Annotated in this window: 21 protein-coding genes, 3 tRNA genes and 1 pseudogene; 11 read left to right on the forward strand and 14 right to left on the reverse strand. The window is 72.1% G+C overall.

Going from position 1 to position 24,931, the window contains the following annotated elements; genetic code table 11:
- The first annotated feature begins 256 nt into the window (after positions 1-256).
- Positions 257-1,282 (forward strand): glycoside hydrolase family 6 protein, encoded by a 1,026-nt coding sequence (locus tag ACZ3KP_RS31655; protein ID WP_467503618.1) that lies wholly within the window; start codon positions 257-259, stop codon positions 1,280-1,282.
- Positions 1,283-1,415: 133 nt separating this feature from the next.
- On the forward strand, positions 1,416-2,018 hold the full coding sequence (locus ACZ3KP_RS31660) for a DUF4232 domain-containing protein (RefSeq protein ID WP_358982244.1): 603 nt from the start codon (positions 1,416-1,418) through the stop codon (positions 2,016-2,018).
- Positions 2,019-2,079: 61 nt separating this feature from the next.
- On the opposite strand, the gene glxA is transcribed toward ACZ3KP_RS31660, so the two are convergent.
- From glxA to ACZ3KP_RS31675, 3 genes are all read right to left on the reverse strand, one after another.
- Positions 2,080-4,017, reverse strand: coding sequence for a radical copper oxidase GlxA (gene glxA / locus ACZ3KP_RS31665; protein WP_467503620.1), 1,938 nt, complete (start codon positions 4,015-4,017; stop codon positions 2,080-2,082).
- Positions 4,014-5,894 (reverse strand): glycosyltransferase family 2 protein, encoded by a 1,881-nt coding sequence (locus ACZ3KP_RS31670; protein ID WP_467503622.1) that lies wholly within the window; start codon positions 5,892-5,894, stop codon positions 4,014-4,016. The genes glxA and ACZ3KP_RS31670 overlap by 4 nt, the downstream gene beginning before the upstream one ends.
- Positions 5,895-6,314: 420 nt before the next feature.
- Positions 6,315-6,388, reverse strand: a tRNA-Lys gene (locus ACZ3KP_RS31675).
- 186 nt (positions 6,389-6,574) lie between these two features.
- On the opposite strand from ACZ3KP_RS31675, the gene ACZ3KP_RS31680 reads away from it, so the two are divergent.
- From ACZ3KP_RS31680 to ACZ3KP_RS31700, 5 genes are all read left to right on the forward strand, one after another.
- A complete protein-coding gene (locus ACZ3KP_RS31680) occupies positions 6,575-7,873 on the forward strand; it encodes a peptidoglycan-binding protein (protein WP_467503624.1) in 1,299 nt (432 codons plus the stop codon).
- Positions 7,874-7,937: 64 nt separating this feature from the next.
- Positions 7,938-9,068 carry an SPFH domain-containing protein gene (locus ACZ3KP_RS31685; RefSeq protein ID WP_467503625.1) on the forward strand — a complete coding sequence of 377 codons (1,131 nt, stop codon included), beginning with the start codon at positions 7,938-7,940 and terminating at the stop codon, positions 9,066-9,068.
- 116 nt (positions 9,069-9,184) lie between these two features.
- Positions 9,185-9,790: a lytic polysaccharide monooxygenase auxiliary activity family 9 protein gene (locus ACZ3KP_RS31690; RefSeq protein WP_467503626.1), complete on the forward strand. Its 606-nt coding sequence runs from the start codon at positions 9,185-9,187 to the stop codon at positions 9,788-9,790.
- Positions 9,791-9,918: 128 nt separating this feature from the next.
- A complete protein-coding gene (locus ACZ3KP_RS31695) occupies positions 9,919-10,392 on the forward strand; it encodes a DUF3592 domain-containing protein (RefSeq protein ID WP_467503628.1) in 474 nt (157 codons plus the stop codon).
- 49 nt (positions 10,393-10,441) lie between these two features.
- Positions 10,442-12,097 (forward strand): long-chain-fatty-acid--CoA ligase, encoded by a 1,656-nt coding sequence (locus tag ACZ3KP_RS31700; protein ID WP_467503630.1) that lies wholly within the window; start codon positions 10,442-10,444, stop codon positions 12,095-12,097.
- Here ACZ3KP_RS31700 and ACZ3KP_RS31705 read toward each other — a convergent pair.
- The 7 genes from ACZ3KP_RS31705 to ACZ3KP_RS31735 all read right to left on the reverse strand — a co-directional run bounded on the left by ACZ3KP_RS31705 (position 12,063) and on the right by ACZ3KP_RS31735 (position 17,444).
- Positions 12,063-12,136, reverse strand: a tRNA-Lys gene (locus ACZ3KP_RS31705). The two genes, ACZ3KP_RS31700 and ACZ3KP_RS31705, sit on opposite strands and share 35 nt — an antisense overlap.
- Before the next feature lie 163 nt (positions 12,137-12,299).
- Positions 12,300-13,058: an IclR family transcriptional regulator gene (locus ACZ3KP_RS31710; RefSeq protein ID WP_467503849.1), complete on the reverse strand. Its 759-nt coding sequence runs from the start codon at positions 13,056-13,058 to the stop codon at positions 12,300-12,302.
- A 255-nt stretch (positions 13,059-13,313) separates the two neighbouring features.
- On the reverse strand, positions 13,314-14,108 hold the full coding sequence (gene ehuA, locus ACZ3KP_RS31715) for an ectoine/hydroxyectoine ABC transporter ATP-binding protein EhuA (RefSeq protein WP_358982264.1): 795 nt from the start codon (positions 14,106-14,108) through the stop codon (positions 13,314-13,316).
- A complete protein-coding gene (gene ehuD, locus ACZ3KP_RS31720) occupies positions 14,098-14,748 on the reverse strand; it encodes an ectoine/hydroxyectoine ABC transporter permease subunit EhuD (RefSeq protein WP_467503631.1) in 651 nt (216 codons plus the stop codon). The genes ehuA and ehuD overlap by 11 nt, the downstream gene beginning before the upstream one ends.
- Complete coding sequence (gene ehuC, locus ACZ3KP_RS31725) at positions 14,745-15,461, reverse strand: ectoine/hydroxyectoine ABC transporter permease subunit EhuC (RefSeq protein WP_358982269.1); 717 nt, start codon at positions 15,459-15,461, stop codon at positions 14,745-14,747. Before ehuC ends, ehuD begins: the two co-directional genes overlap by 4 nt.
- Complete coding sequence (gene ehuB, locus ACZ3KP_RS31730) at positions 15,458-16,384, reverse strand: ectoine/hydroxyectoine ABC transporter substrate-binding protein EhuB (RefSeq protein WP_467503633.1); 927 nt, start codon at positions 16,382-16,384, stop codon at positions 15,458-15,460. The genes ehuC and ehuB overlap by 4 nt, the downstream gene beginning before the upstream one ends.
- Positions 16,385-16,490: 106 nt before the next feature.
- On the reverse strand, positions 16,491-17,444 hold the full coding sequence (locus ACZ3KP_RS31735) for a D-2-hydroxyacid dehydrogenase (RefSeq protein ID WP_467503634.1): 954 nt from the start codon (positions 17,442-17,444) through the stop codon (positions 16,491-16,493).
- A gap of 134 nt (positions 17,445-17,578) precedes the next feature.
- Between ACZ3KP_RS31735 and ACZ3KP_RS31740 the strand changes: the two are divergent.
- From ACZ3KP_RS31740 to ACZ3KP_RS31750, 3 genes and pseudogenes are all read left to right on the forward strand, one after another.
- Positions 17,579-17,701: pseudogene (locus tag ACZ3KP_RS31740) on the forward strand (maleate cis-trans isomerase family protein); the annotation flags it as partial.
- Entirely contained in the window at positions 17,698-18,429 is a 732-nt protein-coding gene (locus ACZ3KP_RS31745) for a maleate cis-trans isomerase family protein (RefSeq protein WP_467503636.1), read from the forward strand. The pseudogene ACZ3KP_RS31740 and the gene ACZ3KP_RS31745, both read left to right, overlap by 4 nt.
- A gap of 352 nt (positions 18,430-18,781) precedes the next feature.
- Positions 18,782-19,879 carry an LLM class flavin-dependent oxidoreductase gene (locus tag ACZ3KP_RS31750; RefSeq protein WP_467503637.1) on the forward strand — a complete coding sequence of 366 codons (1,098 nt, stop codon included), beginning with the start codon at positions 18,782-18,784 and terminating at the stop codon, positions 19,877-19,879.
- Here ACZ3KP_RS31750 and ACZ3KP_RS31755 read toward each other — a convergent pair.
- A complete protein-coding gene (locus ACZ3KP_RS31755) occupies positions 19,849-21,690 on the reverse strand; it encodes a putative bifunctional diguanylate cyclase/phosphodiesterase (protein ID WP_467503638.1) in 1,842 nt (613 codons plus the stop codon). The genes ACZ3KP_RS31750 and ACZ3KP_RS31755 overlap by 31 nt on opposite strands.
- 372 nt (positions 21,691-22,062) lie before the next feature.
- Between ACZ3KP_RS31755 and ACZ3KP_RS31760 the strand changes: the two genes are divergently transcribed.
- The gene (locus tag ACZ3KP_RS31760; protein WP_467503850.1) at positions 22,063-23,277 is read left to right on the forward strand and encodes a M6 family metalloprotease domain-containing protein; all 1,215 of its coding nucleotides are present in this window, start codon (positions 22,063-22,065) and stop codon (positions 23,275-23,277) included.
- A 346-nt stretch (positions 23,278-23,623) separates the two neighbouring features.
- Here ACZ3KP_RS31760 and ACZ3KP_RS31765 read toward each other — a convergent pair.
- The 3 genes from ACZ3KP_RS31765 to ACZ3KP_RS31775 all read right to left on the reverse strand — a co-directional run bounded on the left by ACZ3KP_RS31765 (position 23,624) and on the right by ACZ3KP_RS31775 (position 24,780).
- Positions 23,624-23,697: transfer RNA gene (locus tag ACZ3KP_RS31765), tRNA-Lys, on the reverse strand.
- Entirely contained in the window at positions 23,688-24,296 is a 609-nt protein-coding gene (locus ACZ3KP_RS31770; RefSeq protein ID WP_467503640.1) for a bifunctional DNA primase/polymerase, read from the reverse strand. The genes ACZ3KP_RS31765 and ACZ3KP_RS31770 overlap by 10 nt, the downstream gene beginning before the upstream one ends.
- A gap of 118 nt (positions 24,297-24,414) precedes the next feature.
- Positions 24,415-24,780 (reverse strand): hypothetical protein, encoded by a 366-nt coding sequence (locus ACZ3KP_RS31775; protein WP_467503642.1) that lies wholly within the window; start codon positions 24,778-24,780, stop codon positions 24,415-24,417.
- Positions 24,781-24,931: the final 151 nt, after the last annotated feature.

A 24,931-nucleotide genomic window follows, 5' to 3' on the forward strand; every position in this document is an offset into this window, starting at 1 on the left:
CCCTGGGGCCGCCGACCGGGCCGGTCCTCGACCACGCGCGCTCGGGCCGCGGGAGTGACCCGGCGTCGGCGCGGGAGGCTGGGAAGCCGGCGCCGGGGGGCTGGACGGCCGCCCTTGGCGACTCTAGAGGGCTAGGGGTGCCCGGGCCCAGCGGGCTGTAACAGCTCGCCGACAACGCGTGCGCGAACTCGTGGCGAGTGCGGTGGGTATGTCACGATTGGGACCGGCCAAGTGCAGCCACCCAGGGGGGAATTGGATGTACGACAGCAGGCGGGCCCGGTCGTCCGCCCGGGCGGTGGCACTGGCGGCGGCGCTGCTGCTCGCCGGGTGCTCCGCGGGCGGCGGGAGCGACGGCAAGGGGGCCGCGGACCCGGGCGCGGCCGTCACCCGGCAGCCCCGGGAGGCGGACCCGTTCTGGGTGAACCCCGACTCCAACGCGGCCCGCCAGGTGCGGAGTTACGCGAAGGCCGGCCAGGACTCCGACGCCGGGCTGATCCGCAGGATCGCGGCCCAGCCGACCGGCGAGTGGATCGGCCCGGAGAACCCCGAGCAGGAGGCGCGCGGCTTCACCGAGGCCGCCCAGCGGTCCGGCCGCACCGCCCTGCTGGTCCTCTACGACATCCCGCACCGTGACTGCGGCCGGTACAGCCAGGGCGGCGCGGCCGACGGCGACGCGTACCGGGCGTGGCTGGCCGGGGTCGCCCGGGGCATCCAGGACCGCCCCGCCACGGTGATCCTGGAACCGGACGCCGTCCTGCACCTGGTCGACGGCTGCACCCCGGCCCGGTTCGCCGAGGAGCGCTACGACCTGCTGCGCGGCGCGATCACCACGCTGAAGGCGCTGAAGAACACGAAGGTCTACCTGGACGCGGGGAACGCCGGCTGGGGCCACCCCGACCAGATCGACCAGCCCCTCCAGCAGGCGGGCGCCGCGCAGGCGGACGGTTTCGCGGTCAACGTCTCCAACTTCTACTCCACCCGGGACTCCATCGCCTACGGCAGGCAGCTCTCGGCGCAGGTGGGCGGCAAGCACTTCGTGATCGACACCAGCCGGAACGGCAACGGCCCGTACACGGGCGGCGATCCCGCCGAACGGTGGTGCAACCCGCCGGGCCGGGCGCTCGGCGAGACCCCTACGACGAGGACGGGTGACCCCCTGGTGGACGCCTACCTGTGGGTCAAACGCCCGGGTGAGTCGGACGGCACCTGCAAGGGCGGCCCGCGGGCGGGCGACTGGTGGCCGTCCTACGCCCTGGAACTGGCCCGAGCGACGGATTCCTGAGCCGTTGTGAAAAACCTGTCGCCCCGCGCGAACATTTCCGGCACGGCACGCATCAATCCTCGTGTAGGGCACCAGCAGAAGGCGCGGGGCGTACGCCCGGTCCGCGCCACGGAACACGAGGAGCACCGTCACCGTGAACGATGACCGGAACACCACCGACCGGACCACCCTCGCCCGTCCCGCGTCCCGGCGCCGCACCGGCCGCGGGCGCGGCCGGGCGCTGCTCGCCGTGACCGCCCTCGCCGGTCTCGGGCTCGCCTGGGCGGGCACCGCCGAGGCCGCGGACGCCGGCACCGCCAAGGCCACGCCGACCTGTTCGGCCGCCGCGCTCAAGGCCACCTTCGGCCAGGGGCTGGCCGGCGGGATGAACCACCAGGGCGTCGTCATCAGGCTGCGCAACCTCAGCGGCAAGACCTGCGCGCTGCGCGGCTACCCCGGCCTCGGCCTGGAGAACTCCCGGCACAAGGCGCTGACCACCCACACCCACTGGGGCGACACCTGGTACGCCAAGGACCCGGGCAGGAAGACCCTGGTCCTGAAGGACGGTCAGAGCGCCGAGGCGGTCGTCGCCTGGACCCATGCCAACACCGGCACCTCGGGCGCGGTGCACGCCTCCTACCTGGAGATCACCCCGCCCGCCTCCACCCAGCACAAGACGCTGGCGTTCCCCGAATGGGTCGACCACGGCGACCTCTCGGTCACCGCGCTGGCCCGGCACATCGACGTCACGCCCTGACCGCCGCGGCCACCGTGCCGCCCCCGTCCGGCCGACCGGCGGGGCGGCACGGTGACCGGCCCTACGGCACCCTCACCCACCGCGCCGTGCTGGGTGTGCCCTGGTCGTCGTCGGCGAACAGCATGTACCACCCGGACGGCACCAGGTTCCGGTTCGCGGGCACGGTGACCGTGATCCGGTTCCCGGACGTCTTGAAGTCCAACGCGACCGACCGCTGGTCCACGTCGGTCACATGGGTGGTGGCGCCGGGGCGGATCAGCCGCACCTTCCTGATGGCCGAGGCCTGCTGCGAGGTGAACGTCCCGGTGCCGCCGCGGGCGATGGTCCCCGGGCCCCCGCCCAGCGACGGCCGCGCGTCCCGGTAGAGGTAGGGCGGGGTGTAGATCTCGATCCGCTGCTCGAAGACCCCGGGGCGCGTGTCGGCCTTGTCCGCGAACAGCGGGTTGGAACCGAAGAACATCACCCGGCCGTCCGGCAGCAGGACCGACCCGGAGTGGTAGTCCCGGCCGACCAGCGGGTCGGCGACCCTCCTGAAGGAGTTGGACGCGGGGTCGTAGAGCCGTGCCTGCCTGATGTCGGAGGCGCCGCGGCCGCGGTAGTCCTCGGAGCCGCCGGACACCAGCACGCTGTCGTCCGGCAGCACCGAGATCTGCGGGTAGCGGGTCCCCTTGGCCAGCCTGGGCCCGTCCGTGAACCTCGGGTCGGGGTCCTTGAGGTCGATCAGCCGGGTCCGGTTCGTGGAGCGGGCCGACTCGCCGACCCCGCCGCCGCCGACCACCAGGTACTTCTCGTCCTGGGCCGGCGGCAGCAGCACGGTCCCGGACGTCTCCAGCAGGTCCGGGTCGCTCAGCCCGGAGAGCCTGGTGAACCGGTTGGTGTCCACGTCCCAGATCCCGGGGTCGCGGCCCACGTCGTCCGGCCCGTACCCGGCGTTGGAACCCGAGTAGAAGATCTTGCCGTTCTGCAGCAGGAACAGCGCGGGGTAGGTCGGGAACTGGCGCTGGTGTTTCGTGTACGTCCAGGTGCGCGTTTTCGGGTCGAAGACCTCGTTCTTGCCCGGCACCAGCTGCCCGATGTCGTCGAGCCCCGAGACGCCGAGCACCTTCCCGTCCGACAGGGTGGTGAGCGTCGGGTACCAGCGGGCCTCGTTCATCGGGTCGACCTTGATGTACTTCTCGGCGACCGGATCGAATTCGTAGGCGTTCTTGATGCCCTCGAAGTCCCGCTTGTCGAGGCCGAGTTTGTTGGCGATGCCGTAGGTGTTGCGGGCGTCGGCGCCGGTCAGGCCCTGGATGCGGTAGTTGTCCTGGGTGCCGGTCTCGTACCGCGTGCCCTGCTGCGGCGCCTCCACGATCACCCGCGCGTACCCGGGGTTGTTCCGCAGGTACGCGCCGGTCCTCCGGTCGAAGACCTTGGTCGCGCGCGGGACGAGCACCGAATCGTCGGAGAGGAAGGTCCTGCCGTTGCGTCTGCCGGTGAACCGGGTGCCCTCGGGCAGGGTCATCGGTTTGTCGGGGTTCTCGTTGTAGAGGATCATGACGCCGCCGGCCTTCTTGACGTCGCCCTTGAGCTTCTCGTACCGCTTGGTGCCGCCCGCGATCAGGATGTTGCCGTCGGCGAGCTGGGTGTGGCCGGTGCAGAACAGGTCGGCCGGGGTGGGCACCTTCTTGACGGTGCCCTTGACCGGGTCCCAGATCCGGCTGTCGTACCGCTTGGCGTCGAAGTTGTCCTGGTTGTTGCCCGAGCCCGCGACCAGCAGGACCTTCCCGGTGTGCAGGAGCACCGCGTGGATGGTGTCCTGGCGGTACCCCTCGGGGAACTCGACGATGTCCCAGTGGCCGTTCGCGGCCTTGTACTCCGGTCTGTCGATCTCGTACTCGTGGTACTGCTCGGTCCCGAAGCGGTACATCCACGGCCCGTTCGTCCCGGCCAGCACGAGCACCACCGCGGTGCCGATCGCGAGACGACGGGCCCGGCGGCGGCCGGCGCTCTCGGTCATTCCTCACGCCCCCCGAAGCCGCCGCCGAGCGCGATCCGTACGGTCTGTTCCGGGTCGCCGCCGCCCGCGGGCGTCCAGCGGGGCCGCTGCTGGGGGACATGGGCGTGTCCCGGTGGCACCGCGTCCGCGGGCTCGGCGCCGCGCCGGCGCTCCTGGAGCAGGGCGCAGCGCCAGGCGAGGATCGGCGCGGCCGTGATCAGGAGGGCCAGTGCCGCCCAGGTGATCATCGCGGGCTGGGCGTGGCCGCCGGCGAACCCCGCGGCCAGTGAACCGCCGAAGACCAGGATGAAGAACCAGTGGATCCGGAACGTCCCGAACAGCGTGTCGGGGCTGGCGGACTCGCCCTTGGGCGTGACCACGAACCGGCTCCTGCGGCGCAGCACCGCGTCCATCAGCGAGCGGGCGTAGATCGGTGCGGACAGCGCCGACATCGCCATGCCGGCCACACCGCCGGAGCCCTCCGGCTCGTGCGGGGAGACGTTGTGCCGGCGGTTCCAGACGTAGAGGCCGATCTGGAGCGCGGAGGCGTTGCCGTAGAGCATCAGCCACACGGTCGGGTCGATGTTGACGCCGGAGGCGCCCAGGCCCAGGAACAGCGCGCAGCTCAGGGCCGCGAGGATCCAGTTGAGGGCCGACATCGGATAGAAGATGATCATCATGGTGTAGTTGAAGAGCCTGCCGGGCGGCAGCGAGAACAGGCCCTTCCAGTACTGCTTGAGGATCGTCTCGTACGTCCCCCGTGACCAGCGCAGCTGCTGGGTGAAGAAGTCGGTCCAGGCGTTCGGGCCCTCGCCGACCGCGAGCACGTCCGGGGTGTACACCGAGCGCCACTTCCGTCCGGTCGCCGGGTTCCTCGCGCGGTGCATCTCGAAGCCGGTGGCCATGTCCTCGGTGATCGAGTCGTACAGGCCGCCGACCTGCCGGAGTGCCGTGATGCGCACGGCGTTGGAGGTGCCGACGAACATCGGGGCGCCGTAGCGGTTGCCGGCGCGCTGGACCAGCGCGTGGAAGAGGAACTGCTGGGACTCGGCGGCCTTGGTGACGAACGTGTCGTAGTTGCCGTACACCTGCGGGCCGATCACGAAGCCGACGTCCGGGTCGCGGAAGTAGCCCAGCATCCGCTCCAGGTAGTTGGGGAGCGGGACGTGGTCGGTGTCGACGGAGGCGAAGAAGTCGTACGCGTCGCCGTGCGCCTCCAGCCAGGCGTTGTAGTTGCCGTGCTTGGTCTTCGCGCGGTGCGGGCCGGTGGGCCGGTTCCACCGCTCGACGCCCTTGCGGGTGAAGTGGTGCACGCCCAGGCGCGCGCAGATCCGCTTCACCTCCGGGTCGTCCCCCTCGTCGAGCAGCCAGACGTGCAGCAGCCCCCGGTGCCGCAGCCGGACCGCCGCCTCGAGGGTCCGGGTGACCATGTCGAGGGGTTCCTTGCCGGGCACGAACGTGGTGATGAAGGCGACCCGGGTGCCGGTCTGGGGGACCACCGGGACGGGATCGCGGGCGACCAGGGTGGCGTGCGCGTTGGACAGCACGTTCATGCAGCGGAAGAACTCGATCAGGCCGATCGACACCAGCATCACGACGTCCAGCGCCGGCAGGAAGCCGTGGGCCGGGTGGTCCCGCCGGGTCCAGTGCTCCGGTTGCAGCAGCCAGGTCAGCAGGACCAGCGACAGCAGCGGGGCCGCGCCCAGCATCAGGGCGGCGCGGACGCGGTGCGGTTCCTGGGAGAGCAGCGAGCGGTACTGCACCGTGTAGGGCCGGGTCGGATCGGGCCGGGTGAGGGGGCCCGCGAGCCGGCTGTAGTGCTCGTAGTCGTATCTCGGCAGTGTCTTCTTGATCCGGCGCAGGGCGCCGGTGCGGTGCCCAGGCGTCGTCGACGTCATGAGTCATCCCCCCACACGCAGGTCAGCGCGTGTTCCTCGGTCCCACCGCCCGGCCGGGTCCCCCTCGACCCGCGCGGGCGCGTCCATGGCGGGACACAGCCCTCCATCGCGATGGACACGGACTGTGACCGTCCGGTTGCATGATGCCCCCCTCGGCACCGATTCATGACCGGGGTCCCTCGCCCCGCGGCTCCGGCAACCGGCTGCATACCCCCCAAGTGCCGCAATTCATCGGCACTTTGGGCATCCAGGGTTCTACGGTGCTCAGCATGATCGCAAGGGCGAAACGCTCTGTTTACCGGTCATACGCGTTCATTGTGGAACGTGTGGGGATGCTGTGGACCGGCCGTGTCGGTGGTTGACATCCGGGGTGAACGCCGAAAGGCCCCCCGCTGCTGCGGAGGGCCTTTCGGCTGTCTGTGCGCCGCCAGGGACTCGAACCCCGGACCCGCTGATTAAGAGTCAGCTGCTCTAACCAACTGAGCTAGCGGCGCCTGCTGACATCGAGAACTCTACCCGACCGGCGGGTGTGCTCCCGACCACCGGCCACCGGGGCGCCCCCCGTCCGCCCCCTGCCGTACATCATTCGGACCGTCAGCATGCGCACCGGGACGACAGTTGGGAAACTGCTCCATGTGCACGGTCTCGGACATATCCACCCGAAGTGTGAGGGGAATCGCATGCCGGCCCCGGTATTCGAGGAATTCGACCCCGCGAACGACTGCGAATGCCCCGGCTGCGTCCACTGGCGGCGGGTGGGCCCCGCCCCGCTGCCCGGCCGCTTCGGCGGTCACCCGGCGGCCCGGAGCGTGCTGGTCGTGGCCGCCGCCGCGTCCGCCGCCCTCGCCGCCGGCGCCCCGACGGCCGCCGCCCACGGCGTCCCGCCCGCCCCGCACCGGTCCGCCGTCCCCGTGGACCCCGACCCCGCCACCCCGCAGGGCGTCAAGTCCCCCCTGCACGGCCCGGCCGGGGCACCGGTCCAGGGCCCGGTCACCACCCCGCCCAGCACCCGTACGGAGATCATCAACCGCGCCAAGAGCTGGGTCACCGCCAAGGTGCCGTACAGCAGCAGCCTCTACTGGACGGACGGATACCGGCAGGACTGCTCCGGCTACGTCTCCATGGCCTGGGGGCTGACCGGCAACGAGTGGACCGGCAGCCTCGGCCAGTTCGGCACGAAGATCACCAAGGCGGAGCTGCAACCCGGTGACATGCTGCTCTTCCACAACACGGCCGACCCCGAGCAGGGCTCCCACGTGGTGCTGTTCGGCGGCTGGACGGACCACACCCGCACCTCCTACACGGCCTACGAGCAGGCGCCCCCGCACGCCCGCCGCCAGACCACCCCGTACGCCTACTGGAGCAACTCCGCCAAGTACGTCCCCTACCGCTACAAGGGCCTGGTCGCGGACCCGGGTGCGGCGGGCGCGCAGGCCGGGAGGGCGGCCGGGCCGTTCCCGGGGGCCGCCTACTTCGGTCCCGGCGCCGCCAACGAGTACGTCACCCTGCTCGGCCGGATGCTGGTCGCCCGGGGCGCCGGCGGCCTCTACGGCACGGGCCCCGGACCGGTCTGGGGCCCCGCGGACCAGCGCGCCACCCGCGCCTTCCAGCAGGCCCAGGGCTGGACCGGCGCCGCCGCCGACGGCCTGCCGGGGCCGCGCACCTGGGAACTGCTCAGCACCGGCCGGGGCCAGGACATCGGCCCGGCCGCGACCCCGGCCGACCCCGCCTCGCACGGGGTGCCCGGCTACCCCGGCAAGAACTACTTCCGTCCGGGCGCCGAGAACGACCACGTCACCCGGCTCGGCAGACGGCTGGTCGAGAAGGGGTACGGCCGCTTCTACCCCGACGGCCCCGGGCCGCGCTGGGGCGACGCGGACCGCAGGGCCGTCGAGGCGTTCCAGCGGGCCCAGGGCTGGCGCGGCGGCGCGGCCGACGGCTACCCGGGCCCGGAGACCTGGCGCCGGCTGTTCCTGTGACGACCCCCACGAGCACGCACGAACCCATCACCTGACGCATCTGGCGCGGAGGCTGGAGGCAGGCATGAGTACGACCACCGAGCACACCCCCGAATCGGGCGACCCCCTCGACAGCGGGCCGCCCACCCGCCCGGTCCCCCGGCTGATCCAGAACGAGGCCACCACCGAGATCCCCGTCCACCTGCTGTTCCGCGACGACCCCGCCCCCGTCTCGGTGCCGTTGCGGCCCGCGGTCGTCGCCCGCCGGCAGGGCACCGGCGAACAGCCCCGGCTGCGCCGCCCGGCCCTCGCCGCACCCCGGCCGGCCGCGGCCGTCGACCCCGACCTGGTGGAGAGCCCCGCCCGGGTGCTGCCCGGCGCGGTGGGGGTGCTCGCCGGGCTCGGCGGGGTGGCCGGCGGTCTCGCCACCTCCTGGTGGGCCGGGGTGCTGCCGTCGCTGGCGGTGCACGCCCTGCGGCTGCCGGCGTCCGCGGGCGCGGGGCTCGGTCCGGCGCAGTGGGCCGCGTACGCCGGGGCGGGCGCGCTCGGGGTGTGCGGTTTCGCGGGGCTCGCGCGCGGGGTGACCGGGCAGGCCCGGGTGCTCGGTCTGTTCGGCCGCTACCGGGGGACGGTACGGCGCACCGGTCTGCTCTGGATCAACCCGCTGCACCTGCGGCGCCGCGTCGACGTCAGGCTGCGGCACTGGCGCAGCGAGGAGATGCCGGCGGCGGACGGCAACGGAGTGGCGCTGCGGGTCGCCGTGCTCGTGGTGTGGCGGGTGCGGGACACCGCGCGGGCCGTGCTCGGCGTCGAGGACCACGAGGCGTATCTGCGCGAGTGCGTGGAGGCGGCGCTGGCCCGGGTGCCGGTGGAGATGCCCGGCGGGGTGCGCGGTTCGGTCGAGGCCGCCACGGACGCGCTCACCCGGCGGGTGGCGGCGGACGCGGCCGGGATCGGCCTGGAGGTGTTCTCCGTGCAGCCGGTCCGGGTGGCGTACGCCCCGGAGGTGGCCGAGGTCATGCACCGGCGCCGGATCGCCGCGCTCGACGCCCAGCAGCGGGCCACCGTGCTCACCTCCGTCGTGGACTCCGTGGAGGACACGGTGACCCGGCTGACCATGCGCGGCCTGGTGGAGCTCGACGACTACGAGCGCAAGGTGCTGGTGCGGGACCTGACGGTGGCGTTCTGCTCGGGGCGCACCGGCTCCGCGCCGTGACGGGTACGGACCCTGTCTTTGATATGGACACGGTCAACAGGCGGCAATATTCTGGGGACTTGGTCTAGACCTGCACGGCTCACCGGACTTCCCCCACGTTCCCCAGGAGCGGCAGCATGCGCAAACGGACCAAGGTGTCGGCCGTCGTGCTCGGTGTGGCGACCGCCGGAGCCTTCGCGCTCTCCACCGGCGGTGCCAGCGGACACGGCTACACCGACCTCCCCATCAGCAGGCAGAAGCTCTGCGCCAACGGCACCGTGACCGGCTGCGGCGACATCCAGTACGAGCCGCAGAGCGTCGAGGGCCCCAAGGGCTTCCCGGCGGCCGGTCCCGCCGACGGCCAGCTCTGCAACGGCGGGCTCAGCCGGTTCGCCCAGCTCAGCGCACCCAGGACGCCGTCGGGCGGGGCCTGGCTCACCACCAGGGTGACGGGCGGCCAGTCGTACACGTTCCGCTGGCAGTTCACGGCGATGCACGCCACCACCGACTTCAGGTACTACGTCACCCGGCAGGGCTGGAACCAGAACCACGCCCTCGCCCGTTCGGATCTCGACACCACCCCGTTCCTCACCGTCCCCTACAACGGCCAGCGCCCGCCGGCCACCCTCAGCCACAGCGGCACCCTGCCGACGGGGCTGAGCGGGCACCACGTGATCCTGGCGGTCTGGACGGTCGCCGACACGGGCAACGCGTTCTACGCCTGCTCGGACGTCACGTTCTGACCGGAGTCGTTCGACGAGTGCGTAACACCGGGTGGATCTGAGCTTCGCTTGAGGACCCGCCGCAGGCCAGGGAGGTACGTTCCCGCCGTGCCGGTCAGTCGGACCGGTGTTCGGGCCGGGGGACTCTCATGGGCTTCATGGAAGCGTTCTTCTACATCCTTCCCGCTCTCTTCGTCGTGGTCGGGGTCGTCGGGGTGGTCAGGACGCTGCGGCGGTCGAGCGAGATCAGCCGGGCGTGGCGGCACGGGCGTACGGCCGAGGCGCGCTGTCTGCGGGCGTACACGACGACCAGCGGCGGCGCCGGGGACACGGCCGTGACGACCACGCTGCACCACGTGTACGAGTTCACCACGGCCGAGGGGCGGGTCGTCCGCATCGACGAGCCGAACGGGCCGCGGACCGTGGTCGAGGGTGACTTCGTGACGGTGCACTACCTGCCGGAGCGGCCGGAGGGGGCCACCGCGCAGCCGCCGGCACAGGGGAGGCTGGCGGTGGGGACGGGGTGTTCGCTGGCCTTCTTCGTGGTGTTCATCGGGATCGCGCTGGCCTTCATGGGGGCGGCGCATCTGATCTTCTCGGCGTGGGGTGACGTGATGCCGTGAGGTGCGCGGCGCTCCACATCTGACGGAGCGTCAGTTAACCTGCCTCCCCATGACCTCTGAGATACGCACGGTCGCTGAGGCGGTGGCTGCCCGGTGGGGGGACCATCGGCCGGGGTTGTGGTGCGGGGAGCGGGTCTTCAGTCACCACGAGGTGGCCGGCGGGGCCGCCGCGCGGGCGGCCCTGCTGGACGACCTGCTGCCGGCCGGGGGCGTGCCGCATGTCGGTGTGCTGCTCGACAACACCCCCGAGTTCCCGCTCTGGCTGGGGGCGGCCGCGCTGGCCGGGGCCGCCGTCGCCGGGATCAACCCGACCCGGCGGGGGAGCGAACTCGCCCGGGACATCCTGCACACCGAGTGCCCGGTGCTGGTCACCGAGCGGGCCTGGTCGCCGTTGCTCGCCGGGCTCGAACTGCCCGGTGTGCGGGTCCTCGTCACCGACGAACCGGAGTACGGGGCGCTTCTCGCCCCCTACCTCGGAGCCTTCCCGGACGCCTCCCGGGCCCGCCCCGGCGACCGGATGCTGCTCTACTTCACCTCCGGGTCCACCGGGGCTCCCAAGGCGGCCCTCTGCTCCCAGGGGCGGCTCGCGGCGGCCGGCCACTCGCTCGTGGCGCGGTTCGGGCTGTGCGCCGACGACGTGCACTACGTCTGCATGCCGATGTTCCACGGCAACGCCGTGATCGCCGACTGGGCACCCGCGCTGGTGACGGGCGCCGGGGTGGCGCTGCGTCGGCGGTTCTCGGCGTCGGGGTTCCTGGCCGACGTGCGCCGCTACCGGGCCACCTACTTCACCTATGTCGGCCGCGCGGTGCAGTACGTCCTCGCCACCGAGCCGCGCCCCGACGACCGCGAGAACCCGCTGCGGCTCGGGTTCGGGACGGAGGCCGGGGCCGTGGACGCGGCGGCCTTCGAGGAGCGGTTCGGGGTGCGGCTGGTCGAGGGGTACGGCTCCTCCGAGGGCGGGGCGGCCGTCCAGTGGTCGCCGGGGACACCGGCCGGGGCGGTGGGACGGGCGGCACCCGGTCTCGTCGTGCTCGACCAGGAGACGGGGAAGGAGTGCCCGGCGGCCGTCTTCGACTCCGGCGGGCGGCTGCTCAACGGGGAGCAGGCGATCGGGGAGCTGGTGAACCGGGCGCCCAACCCCTTCGAGGGGTACTGGCGCAACCCGGAGGCGGAGGCCGAGCGGCGGCGCGGGGGGTGGTACTGGACCGGGGACCTGTTCTACCGGGACGCGGACGGCTACCTGTACTTCGCGGGCCGTACCGACGACCGGATCCGGGTCGACGGGGAGAACCTGGCCGCCGCGATGATCGAGAACATCCTGGCCCGGTACGAGGGGGCGGACGCCGTCGCCGTGTACGGGGTGCCGGACCCGGTGACCGGGGACCAGGTGATGGCGACGGTCGCCGGACGCTTCGACCCGCTGGGCTTCGCCGAGTTCCTGCTGGCCCAGCCCGACCTGGGGACGAAGATGGCGCCCCGGTTCGTCCGGGTGGTGGAGCGGATGCCGGTGACGGCCACCAACAAGATCCAGCGGGCCGCGCTGCGCGGGGAGGGGGTGCGGTGCGCCGACCCGGTGTGGTGGCGGCCGCCAGGGGAGCGGACGTACCGCAGGCTGACACCCGAGGACGCCGAAGGGCCCCTCGTTTCCACGAGAGGCCCTTCACCGGTGCGCCGCCAGGGACTCGAACCCCGGACCCGCTGATTAAGAGTCAGCTGCTCTAACCAACTGAGCTAGCGGCGCATGACTCTCGCCGACCGTTCGAACCTCGTTCTCGCGGTGGCGACGAAGAAAATACTACCTGGTCCGCGGGGGTGCTTCCGACCACCGGGCCGAGCCGCCGGGAGCGGCCCTCGACGGCCCTAGGGGCTGTCCCGCGTCTGCGGCATGATCCGCCGGACAGCCCCTAGATGGCGAGGGACAGCAGCAGCGGAGCCGCGCTGCGGTTCAGGGTGTCGGCGGCCTGGCGGAGCCGGTGGGCGTGCTCCACCGGCAGGGACAGGGCCAGGCAGCCCACGGCCGAACCGGCGGTGATCGGGACCGCCGCGCAGACCGTGCCGATCGCGTACTCCTGGAGGTCCAGGACGGGCACCGTCGGCGGCTGCGCCTCCAGCCGGGAGAGCAGCACCTTGTCGCTGGTGATGGTGTGCGAGGTGAGGCGGGCCATCTTGTGCCGGGAGAGGTGGTCGCGGCGGGCGTTGTGATCGAGCTGGGTGAGCAGGCTCTTGCCGATCGCGGTGGCGTGCGCGGAGGAGCGGAAGTCCACCCACTCGTTGACCGCGGGGGTGGCCGGGCCGGCCGCGTAGGGGCCGATCCGCACCTCGCCGTCGACGTACCGGCTGAGGTAGACGGCGGCGCCGACCGAGTCGCGCAGCCGGTCGAGGGTGCCCTGGAGCTGCTCGCCGAGGGCCCGCTCCCGGTCGTGCGCGGAGCCGAGGCGGCGCAGGGTCTCGCCGGTGACGTAGGCGCCGTCGGTGACCTGCTCGACATAGCCCTCGCGGCGCAGCATGCGCAGCAGCCCGGTCAGCCGGTCGGGGTCCAGGCGGGTCACGCGGGCCAGCTCGGTGTCGGTGACGCCGGCGGAGTGCCGTGCCACCGTCTCCAGGACACGCAGGGCGTCCTGGGCGGAGTGGTACGGGGCGGTCGGCTCGTGCTTCAGCGCCACGGTGGTCCCCCTGCGCTCGATCGGCACTTCTACGGTCTGGCCGCGGTCCGGATGGCGGATCGTCTCCAGGGTAACGGCCAAGCGCCTGGAGCGGAGGGGGTGTTGGCGAGATTCCGGCGCTCCGAACTGCGGCGAAAGCCCGCTGGCATATGCCAGCGGAATGACCCGACCGCCGGACCTCGCCTGATCGTGCGTTCACTTCCTGTAGTCACAGGGCTGCGTTGGGAAACCTTTACGGTGTCGCGATGGAAATATCTACAGCACGGCGCTCAGGAACTCCCGGGTCCGCTCCTGCTCGGGGTCGCCGAAGATCTGCTCCGGCGGACCCGCCTCGATGATCCGGCCCGAGTCGAACATCAGGACCTGGTCGGAGATGTCCCGGGCGAAGTTCATCTCATGGGTCACGCAGAGCATCGTGATGTCGGTGGTGCGGGCGATGTCCCTGAGCAGGTCGAGCACGCCCGCGACCAGCTCGGGGTCGAGCGCCGAGGTCACCTCGTCGAGGAGCAGCACCTTGGGCCGCATGGCCAGCGCGCGAGCGATCGCGACCCGCTGCTGCTGGCCGCCGGAGAGCTTCGTCGGCCGGGCGTCGGCCTTGTCGGCGAGGCCCACCAGGTCCAGCAGCTCCCGGGCGCGCGCCTCCGCCTCGTCCTTGGACAGGCCGAGCACGGTGACCGGGGCCTCGGTGAGGTTGCGCAGCACGGTCATGTTCGGGAACAGGTTGAACTGCTGGAACACCATCCCGATCTGCTTGCGGACCTCCCGCAGCTCCTTCTCCGACGCCGGGAAGAGCCGCTGCCCGTCGACGGTGATGGTGCCGGTGTCCGGCTTCGTCAGGGTCATCAGCAGCCGCAGGATCGTGGTCTTGCCGGAGCCGGAGGGCCCGATCAGGGTCACGTGCCGGCCCGCCCGCACGCTCAGGTCGAGACCGTCCAGGACGGTGTTGTCCCCGAACCGCTTGGTGATCCCCTCCAGGCGGACGAGGTCGGCGGAGGCCGTACCGGCCGTGGCGGGCTGCTGATCGGTCTGCTTGCTGGTCTCAACGGACAAGGCGACGCTCCAGGGTGCGCAGGAGAAGGGAGGCGAGGTAGGAGATGACGATGAAGGCGACGCCGATCACCGTCACCGGCTCGGTGAACTGGAAGTGCTGCTGAGAGAAGAGCCGCGCCTGGCCGAGCATCTCCAGCACGGTGATCGACATCAGGATCGGGGTGTCCTTGAGCATCGAGATCACGTAGTTGCCGAGCGGCGGCACCACCCGGCGCAGGGCCTGCGGCAGGATCACCACGGTCCAGGTCCGCCGGGGCGGCAGGCTGAGCGCCGTCGCCGCCTCCCACTGGCCGACGGGCACCGCCTCGATCCCGGCCCGGTAGACCTGCATGGTGTACGTCGAGTAGTGCAGGCCGATCGCGAAGACACCGGTGGTCAGCGCGGAGAACGTCAGGCCCCACTCGGGCAGCACGTAGAACAGGAAGAACAGCTGAACCAGCAGCGGGGTGTTGCGCACGAACTCGGTCACCACCCCGACCGGCCAGCGCACCCACCTGGTGGGCGTCCGCAGCAGCAGCGTCCACACCAGCCCCAGGGAGAACGAGATCAGCGAACCGAGGGCCAGCGCCTGCAGGGTGACCAGCAGACCGTCCCACAAGTGCGGCATGAACCCGCTGACGGCACTCCAGTCCCACTTCACGCGACACCACCGACCCCGGTCGTCTCCTTGCGCTCGGCCGCCCGCGCCGCACGCCCGTTCCCCACGTCCTTGCCGATCCCGGCCTTCAGCCTCTTCTCGAGACCGCGCATCAGCCGGGTGATGACGAACGCGATCACGAAGTAGATGACCAGCAGGTACGTGTAGATGTGCGCGCTCTCCTGCAACGCCAGCCGCACCAGGTTCCCGCTGAACGCCAGGTCGCCCATGCCGGTGATCGACACCAGCGCGGTGCCCTTGAGCAGCTCGACGAGCAGGTTGCAGTACGACGGGATCATCTCCGGCACGGCCTGCGGCAGCAGGATCAGCCGCAGCCGCTGCCAGGGCGTGAAGTTGAGCGCGATCCCGCCCTCCTGCTGCGCCGGGTCGACCGCGTTCAGCGCGCCGCGCACGATCTCCGCGCCGTACGCGCCGTACGTCAGCCCCAGCGCGAGGGTGCCCGCCCACAGCGGCACCAGCTGCCAGCCGAAGGCGACCGGCAGCACGAAGAACACCCAGAAGATCATCACCAGCGCCGAGGTGCCGCGGAACACCTCGGTGTACAGGCCGGCGAGGAACCGCACGATCCAGCGCCGGTCGGTCCGTGCCACGCCCACCACCAGGGCCACGGCCGTCATCAGCAGCCCGCTGAGCACCAGCAGCTGGAGGGTCGTCCAGGTGCCCCTGAGCACGAGTTCCCACAGTCCGGAGGTCATCCGCTCTTGCCTCCCCCGCACAGCTCCTTGGCCGTCAGGTCGGTCATCTCCGCCTGGGTGAAGCCGAACGGCCGCAGGATCCGCAGCAGTTCGCCGCTCTTCTTGAGCTTGCGCAGCTCCACGTTGAAGGCGTCCCGCAGCCGCGTCTCCGCCGACCGGAACGCGAACGCGCCCCCGTCGATCGCCGGCCTGCCGCCCACGAGCGGCGCGAACGGCCTGGTCCCCTCGGCCTTGGCGGACTTCTTGACGACCTCGCGGACGGTGACCGCGGTCCCGGCGAACACGTCGACCCGTCCCGCCTCCACCGCGTTCAGTCCGGCGACCTGGTCGGGCACGATCAGGATGTCGCTCTGCTTGTACCCGGCCTCGACCGCGTGCTGGATCTGGGCGTAGCCCGTCCCCGTGGCGAACTTCGCCTTCTTCGCGACGACGTCCCGGTAGTCGTGCAGCCCCTTGGGATTGCCCTTGCGCACCACGAACGAGTCGAGCATCTGGTAGTCGGGATCGGCGAAGATGACCTGCGCGCACCGCTCCGGGGTGACGTACATCCCGGCGGCCACGACATCGAACTGCTGCGAATTCAGTCCGGGAATCAGCGAACCGAACTCGGTGGGCACCGGCTGCACCTGGCCGACCCCGAGCCGCTTGAAGATCGCCTCGGCCAGCTTCGGTGCCTCACCGGTCAGCCGACCGTTCCTGTCGATGTACCCGAAGGGGATCTCACCGGCGATCCCGAGTCGTACGACACCCTGGGCGCGCAGGCGTTGCAGCAGGTCACCGCCATTGCTGGTGGACGCGGTGGCCACCCGCGTGCACCCGGCGGCGAGTGCGCCGACGGCGGCGATGCCCGCGAGCACCGCCCGCCGAGAATGTCTGGTTTCATACCCGGATATGTCTGTATCGTTGCCGTGTGGTGGAGCCATGGCGGCGCAGCTACCCGAGTCCAACCGACTTATGCGCCATGGATTGCACGGGCAATCGGCATGGCGGAGGCCGCCGTTCGCCGCGGAGCGGGTCGCTCCCGGCGGTTCAGTGACCGGGCACGTATCCGCGTTTCTTGTCGACCACGTTCAGCAGGGATCTGCCGGCCGCCCAGCGCTCGTACAACTCCACGAACTGGGCGCCCAGTTCGTCCCGCCAGCCGACCGTGTCTCCGCTCATGTGCGGGGAGACGACCAGGCCCGGCACCTCCCACAACGGGCTGTCGGCGGGGAGCGGTTCGGTGGCGAGGACGTCCAGGGCCGCGGCGGCGATCCAGCGTCTGGTGAGCGCCTGGACGAGCGCGTCCTCGTCGACGAGCCGGCCCCGGCCGACGTTGATGAAGCAGGCCGACGGCTGCATCACCCCGAAGCGGTGCGCGTCGAACATGCCGTGCGTCTGCTCGGTCAGCGGGGCGGCGGCGATCACCCAGTCCGCCCGGGACATCAGCCGGTCCAGGTCGTCCGGGCCGTGGACGCCGGTCCGCGGCACCCGGCCGACCAGCGCGGTCGTGACGCCGAGCGCCTTCAGGATGCGGACGATCGCCCGCCCGACCGGACCGGAACCGACCACGCACGCGCGCGTGCCCGCCACCCGGCGGCCCTCGCGGTGCCGCCAGGTCCGCTCCCGCTGCAGATCGAGGGTGCGCGGCAGGTCCTTGGCGACCGCCAGCACCAGCGCGGCCACGTACTCGGCGACCGGTTGGTCGAAGACCCCGCGCGCGTTGGTGACGACCGTGTCGGACGCGACCAGCTCGGGACACATCAGATGGTCGACGCCCGCGCTCGCCGTGTGCACCCAGCGCGGCCTCGGCCCCTCCCCGGGCCAGGCCTCGCGGACCGCGTGCGAGGTGAAGTCCCAGACCAGGAGGACGTCGGCGGCCGGCAGCCGGGCGGCGAGCCCCGCCGCGTCGGTGTGCACGATCCGGGCGCGGCCGGTGAGCCGGCCGAGCCGGGGCGGCGGGTCGGCGTCGAGGACCAGCACGGTGGGCACAGGCGGCGTCATGCGGGGCGGCCTCCCGGCGTCCGGCGGCGTCTGACACGGGCGGATGGAAACGTCTGAGATGCGCGGATCGACCACGCTGGCACCCGAACCCGCCCACGTCAACACGGGGGTGCCGGCAGCCGTGACCGCCACCGAGGACCCCCCTCCTGTCGGCCAACCAGGTCACGATGTGGGCGGCGCCGCCCAGGGTGGGTACCCGAGCGGTTGGGCCCTGGCGGCCCGTACTGCCGGAAGAACAGCAGGAAGGGTGGACATGACAGCGCTCGGACTCCTCTACCCGGGGCACTCCGCCGAGGACGACTACCCGCGTATCGAGCAGCTCCTCGGCAGCGACATCCGGGTGGACGTCGTCCACACCGACCCCGGCGAGGACGCCCGCGGGGTGGACACGCTGCGCGCGACGGGTTCCGCCGACCGGCTCGCCGCCGGGGTGGCGGAGCTGCGGCTCGCGGGCGCGGACGCGGTGGTGTGGGCGTGCACCAGCGGAAGCTTCGTGCACGGCTGGGAGGGCGCCCAGCAGCAGGTCCGCGCCCTCGCCCAGGCGGCCGGGCTGCCGGCGTCGGCGACGCCCTTCGCGTTCGTGCACGCGGCACGGGAACTCGGGGTGCGGCGGGTGGCGGTCGGCGCGACCTATCCGGACGACGTGGCCCGGCTCTTCGCGGAGTTCCTGCGGGCCGGCGGCCTGGAGGTGACCGGCGTGCGCGCCTCGGGGACCGCCACGGCGGCCGAGGCGGCGACGTGGGGGGAGGCGGAGGTCCTCGCGCTGGCGCGCACCGCGGACGCGGACGAGGCCGAGGCGGTGCTCCTGCCGGACACCGCCCTGCACACGGCGGCGCACCTGCCCCTGCTGGAGAAGACGCTGGCCAAGCCGGTGCTCACGGCGAACCAGGTGACGGTGTGGGAGGGGCTGCGCCTGGCGGACCGGCGGGTGAACGCCCCGGCACTGGGCACGCTGTTCACCCGCGAACCGGTCGTGCAGATGTGAGGACAAGCGGCCGGCCGGCCGGCTGCCCGGGACTCCGCGGCGGCCACCGCCGGGCGGGGCGGGTGCCGTCGGCCCGGCGGGGCCGCGGCGGGCCGGTTCAGGGAGGGGGCGGCTGCGCCGCGTGAGCCTGCCCCACCCCGCGGTCCAGTTCTCGGACGAGCCGGGCCATGCGCTCCTCGTCGCGTGCACACCGGCCCCGGAGCGGGGCGCCGCGCATCTGCTGTCGAATCCGGGGACGCCCACGCCGGACGGCCGCAGCCGCCGGGCGGTGGGACGACCGGCCCGGGGAATACCCGGAGGGGTTCTCCTGTTTGCTCCTCCGACCGCAGGACGTACACACCAGGAGGCCGAAGTGGCGGCAGGCGAGATCCGAGGCGAGGCACACGGGACCGCCCCCGTACCCCTCTCCGTACTGGACCTGGTGACCGTCGGCACCGGCAGCACCGCCACCGACGCCCTGCGCACCAGCGTCGCGCTCGCCCGGCTCGGCGAGGCACGCGGCTTCCACCGGTACTGGGTCGCCGAGCACCACTCGATGCCCGGCGTGGCCTCCTCCTCACCCGCCGTGATCCTCGCCCACCTCGCCGCCCACACCGAGCGCATCCGGCTCGGCTCGGGCGGCGTCATGCTGCCCAACCACGCCCCCCTCGTCATCGCCGAGCAGTTCGGCACCCTGGAGGCCATGGCCCCGGGACGGATCGACCTGGGCCTCGGCCGGGCGCCGGGCACCGACGGGGCCACCGCCGCCGCGCTGCGCCGCACCCAGACCCTCAACGAGGGCGCCGACGACTTCCCGCAGCAGCTCGCCGAACTCACCCGGTTCCTGGACGACGACTTCCCGGACGGGCACCCTTACCGGCGGATCCACGCCATCCCCGGCCCCGTCCAGAGCACCACCCCGGGCGGCGTGCAGTCCCCGCACCGGCCGCCGGTCTGGCTGCTCGGCTCCTCCGGGTTCAGCGCCCGGCTGGCCGGCATGCTCGGGCTGCCGTTCGCCTTCGCGCACCACTTCTCCGCGCAGAACACCATCCCGGCCCTGGACCTGTACCGGGAGTCCTTCACCCCCTCCGACGTCCTCGACGCGCCCTACGCCCTCATCGGCGTCTCCGTCCTCGCGATGGACGACGAACGCGAGGCACGGCGCCAGGTGCGGGCCGGCGCGCTGAACATGCTGCGGCTGCGCACCGGACGACCCGGCCTGTTCCCCGACCCGGACGACGCCGACCGGCACGAGTTCTCGCCCATGGAGGAGGAGTTCGTGCACTCCTGGACGTCGAACATCGTGCACGGCACCCCCGACGAGGTCCGCGCGGGCCTCGACGACCTCCACAAGCGCACCGGCGCCGACGAGCTGATGCTCACCTCGCACGCCCACCGCGGCGAGCTGCGCCTGCGCTCCTACGAACTGGTCGCCGACGCCTACGGGTTGCCGACCGGCGTGTCCGCGTAGCTCCGGGTGTCCAGCAGCTCGGAGATACGATCCGCCGTCACCGGCCGGGAGTAGAGCCACCCCTGGCCGGTGTCGCAGCCGATGTGCCGCAGCCGGGAGGCCTGCGCCGACGTCTCGACGCATTCGGCGGTGACGGTCAGGCCCAGCCGGTGGGCCAGCTGGATCATCGCCTCCACCACGACCTCGTCGGCCGGGTTCGGGCGGTCGCCCGGGTCGTCGTACTGGAAGCCCCGGACGAAGGAGCCGTCCAGCTTGAGGACGGAGACCGGGAGACGGCTGAGGTAGGCGAGGTTCGAGTAACCGGTGCCGAAGTCGTCGATGGCGATGCGCACCCCCATGTCGCTGAGCGCCTGGAGGGCCTGGAGCGGCCGGCCCGCCGAGCCCATGACCGCCGACTCCGTGAGCTCCAGTTGCAGCAGGTGCGGGGCCAGCCCGGTCTCGGCGAGGGTCTCGGCCACGTCCGCGACCAGGTCGGAGTCCCAGACCTGGCGGACGGCGACGTTGACGCTCACGAAGATCGGCGGTTCGCCGGGGTGGTCCAGCTGCCAGCGGCGGGCCTGGCGGCAGGCGGTGGTCAGGGCCCAGCGGCCGAGCGGCACGATCGAGCCGTCCTCCTCCGCCAGTCCGATGAACCGATTCGGCGTCAGCGTGCCGAACTGCGGGTGATGCCAGCGGACCAGGGCCTCGACGCCGTTGAGCCGCCCGTCGCCCATGCCCACCAGCGGCTGGTACTCGAGCACGAACTCACCGCGTTCGATGGCGTGCCGGAGGGTGGAGGAGAGCGCCTGACGGGTCACCAGGTGGGCGTTGCGCTCCGGGTCGAAGAGTGTCCAGCGGGCCTTGCCGTCGGCCTTCGCCCAGTACAGGGTCGTGTCGGCGGCCTGCATGAGACCGGTCGCGGTGGTGCCGGCGGCATGGCGTTCCACCACCCCGATCGACGCCGACAACGACAGCCGCTGCCCGGCCAGGTCGAACGGGGCCTGGAGCGCGGCCAGCGCCGACTCGGCGAGGTCCGCCAGCTGTTCGGTGCCCGTGGAGTCCTCGACCAGCAGGGCGAACTCGTCGCCACCGAGCCGGGCCACCAGCGGCGCCCCGGCGCGCGCGCAGCCGGCCTCGTCGGCGATCCTGGTCAGCCGTTCGGCGACGGCGGCCAGCAGCCGGTCGCCGAACCGGTGGCCCAGGGTGTCGTTGACCGCTTTGAAGCCGTCCAGGTCCAGGTAGCACAGGCCGATCCGGCCGGTGCCGCTCTGCTCGTACGACTCCGCCTCCAAGGCGGCCGACAGCCGTTCGAAGAACAGCGTCCGGTTGGGCAGCCGGGTCACCGGGTCGTGCATCTGCAAGTGGCGCAGCCGGGCCTGGAGTTCACGGCGGTCGTTGATGTCGGTGACCGACATCAGGACGCCCGGCGCTCCCTTGGCCAGCGGGGCGATGCTCACCTGGACCCACACCGAGTGGCCGTCGGGGTGCTTCAGCCGCCGGGTGCAGCGCAGCTTGGCCTGCCGGCCGCGCAGCACCTCGCGGTAGGCGTGCCAGGAACGGGCGTCGGAGGCCAGGTCCACCAGGTCCGCGGCGACCCGCCCGGTGAGCCCGGCCCGATCGGCGCCGATCAGGGTGGCGAACGCCTCGTTGGCGGCGCCGACGAGGCCTTCGCCGTCGACCACGACCATGGGCAGCGCCGCGGCCGAGAAGGCGTACTCGTAGGTTTTCAGTTCTGTCGTCTCGTACGACTTCCGATAGGTCTTGTCACTGTCTGTGACGGCGGACCGGTCGAGGTCTGCCGCGGGCGTCGGCCCTTCGGACGTTCCGCTCACCGCTCGCTCCCGCAGTGCACTCGATCTCTGTCCGTGCAGGAAAGTGTGCCGATCATAGAGGCTGGCCCGAGGGCCTTCCAGCCACTGTCCAGTGTCCCCGATGAACCGGTGGTTCTGACAGATCGTTTCTGCCCGCACCTGGACGGGTTCTTGAGTCGCCCGATCACTTGTGACGTTCCGTGAGTACGTCGGGGTGTCGGCCGTTCGGGTCGCTCCCCGGCGAGCAGGGGGTTCCTCACCCTTCTGGTGCAGATAAACAGGTCATAACGTGACAAATGCCAGCAGTCTGGGTGCGGTGTCCCGCGAACCGCCCCCGGAGGTCCTTCCGTGCCGCGTCTCCTGCTGCGCAGCAGCGCCGCCGTCCTCACCACGATGACGGCGCTCGTCGCGACGACGATCCTGACCGGGCCGTCGGCCGCCGAGCCGTTCTCCACGGCTCCCTGCGCACTGCCCCGCACGGACGCGCACCACTCCGAGGGCGTCGACACCTGGAACCCCGACTACACCCGCCCCACCCGCCCGCTCTCGGCCGTGATGGTGTTCCTCTCCTTCCCGGACGCCACCCCCCGCACCACCCCCGCGGAGCTCACCGCCGACCACTTCCCGGCCACCAGCCGCTTCTACGAGCAGGCTTCCTACGGGAAGTTCACCATCCGCCCGCACCCGCTCGGGCACTGGCTGAAAATGCCCCGTCCGTCGGTCGCGTACGGCATACAGCGTGACTGGAGCATGCCACTTCGGGCCGCCTACCTGCGGGACGCGTTCGCCGCGGCCGATCCGGTGGTCGACTTCTCGCGCTACGACATCGTGTACTTCGTGGCCGACCCGGACGCGCCCGGCGTCGACTCGGACGCCACGAAGGTGGTCAATCTGGACACCCCGGCGCACGTCGACGGCACGGACGTGCGCCGGGTGGTCACCGTCTTCGAGAAGCACCCGCCGGACCGGCTGGTTCTCGCCCATGAGACCGGGCACCTCTTCGACCTCCCCGACCTCTACCACCGGCCGGAGGACGGCAAGGGCGACTGGGACACCTATGTCGGCGACTGGGACCTGATGGGCAGCCAGTTCGGTCTCTCCCCGGACTTCTTCGCCTGGCACAAGTGGAAGCTGGGCTGGCTGGATCCGCGCCAGGTGGTGTGTGTACGGGGGGCCGGACCGACCCGGCTGACCCTGGAGCCGCTGTCCGCCGGGCCGGGGGTGCCCCAGCAGGGACCCGAGGGCGCGCCGGCGTTCGGGCTCGGCGGCGGCACCAAGCTGGCGGTGGTGCGCACCGGTCCCGACAGCGCGCTGGCCTTCGAGGCGCGGGGCGCGACCGGCGACGACGGCACGGCCTGCCGGCAGGGCGTCCTGGTCTACCGGGTTCGGGACGAGACGGCCTCCGGCGGCGGCCCGATCGAGGTGGTCGACGCCCATCCGCGCACCGAGGCCTGCTGGGAGAACTCGGTCTACCCGCCGCTGGCCGACGCCCCGGTCGCGCTCGGGGAGAGCTTCACGGTGCCCGGGGACGGGGTGAAGGTGGAGGTGGAGGGGCGCACGGCGTCCGGCGCCTGGAACGTGAAGATCACCCCGAGGGAGCTGGCCTAGGGGCTGTCCGGCGGATCAAGTTGCAGGAAAGCAAGGGTGACTCGTCGGCCGAGGTGAGCGGGGTCTCTGGTGCGTCCGGCTGCACGGCGGAGGAGCCGTGGCCGATCAGCCGCTGCCGCGGCGGGCGACGCGGTGGGGGTACCTCCCGGCCGGAGGCTGGGGGACGTCGGGGACCGACGACAACGCCGCTGGGGGTCCCCCCACGCCTTTGGGGCAGTGGGGGAGGGCGTGCCAGACCCCGCGTCTGCGGCATGATCCGCCGGACAGCCCCTGGCGCTGTGACCGGAGGCGCACGAACAGATGGGCCAAGCTCCAGGAGCTTGGCCCATCTGTCATCTACTTCGCGTGCGCCGCCAGGGACTCGAACCCCGGACCCGCTGATTAAGAGTCAGCTGCTCTAACCAACTGAGCTAGCGGCGCCTGCTGACGTCGTAGACCTTAGCATCCTGATCGGCGGGAGGAAAAATCGATATGCGTACGGTCGAGCGGGCCGCCCGCACCGCCGCCCACAGCAGGATCTCGGGGCCGGGGAGCCAGGGGTGCCGGGTGTCCGGGGCGACCAGCCAGCGGGCGCCGGCCGGAGCGGGGGAGCGGTCGCCGTTCAGCGCCGGGACGGTCACCGCGTCGCCGGTCCCGTGGCACAGCAGCGGCGGTACGGGTCGGCCCCGGCCGCACCACTCCTCCCAGTCCAGCAGCGCGGGCAGCCGGGCGGCGGTGCCGGGGACGGCGAACAGGAGCATCCGGCCCCGGAACACCGCGACGGGACCGGAGCCCGGGCCCTCGTCCCACAGCCGGTCGAGCATGCGGCGGCCGTGGATCACGGGGGTGTTCACCACGTCGAACGCGGTACCGCAGGGCAGGACGACCGGGGCGTCCGGATGCTCCTCCCACAGGGCGAGCGTGCTCCGCGGATACGTTCCTGCGGAGGCGAGCCAGGCGGCTCCCTCGGAGGTGACCCCGGCCGCGTCCTCGACTGTCGCCGGGCCGCCGGGGAAGGTCTCGTGCGGTGTGCTGCTCATAGGGATGTGATACGCCTCGTGAGCGCCCGCTCGCCGCGAGTTGCGGGAAACCGGTACGGGCCGGGGCACGGCGGAGTATCTTGCCCGCCTGGCATATGCCCCCAGGATGGACCGCCCGCTAGATGGGCTCGGCCGGCTCCGTCCCTTCCGTCCCCTTCAGCAGGTCCCGGCCGAACTCGACCATCTTCTTCGCGTAGTCCTCGGTCCAGCCGGCCCGCTCGGCGATGTCGGCAGGGGTGAGACGGTCGAAGCGGCGCGGGTCGGCGAGCTGGGCGGCGGCCATGGCCTGGAACTCGACCGCCCGGTCGGTGGCCACCCGGAACGCCAGGGTCAGCTCCGTCGCCCGTGCCAGCAGCGTCCCGGGATCCTCGATCGACTCCAGCCCGAAGAAGCGCTCCGGGTCGGCGACCGCTTCCACGGGCTCGAAGAGCAGGGGCGCGGGGCGTAGCCGCGGTTCGTTCGGTCGCGGCGTGGGCTCCGGCATGTCTGGTCCTCCTCGTACGTTCCGATGGCCACCGTCCATTGTCTCGCGCCCGCGCAAGCCCACCCCGGGGCCGCCGACTCACGCTGCGTACGCCCGCCCGGGCCGCACGTCGCAGGACGGCGCAGACAAGAATGGAAGGGCTTCCACGTAC

Source organism: Streptomyces sp. NPDC020958 (assembly GCF_055562175.1).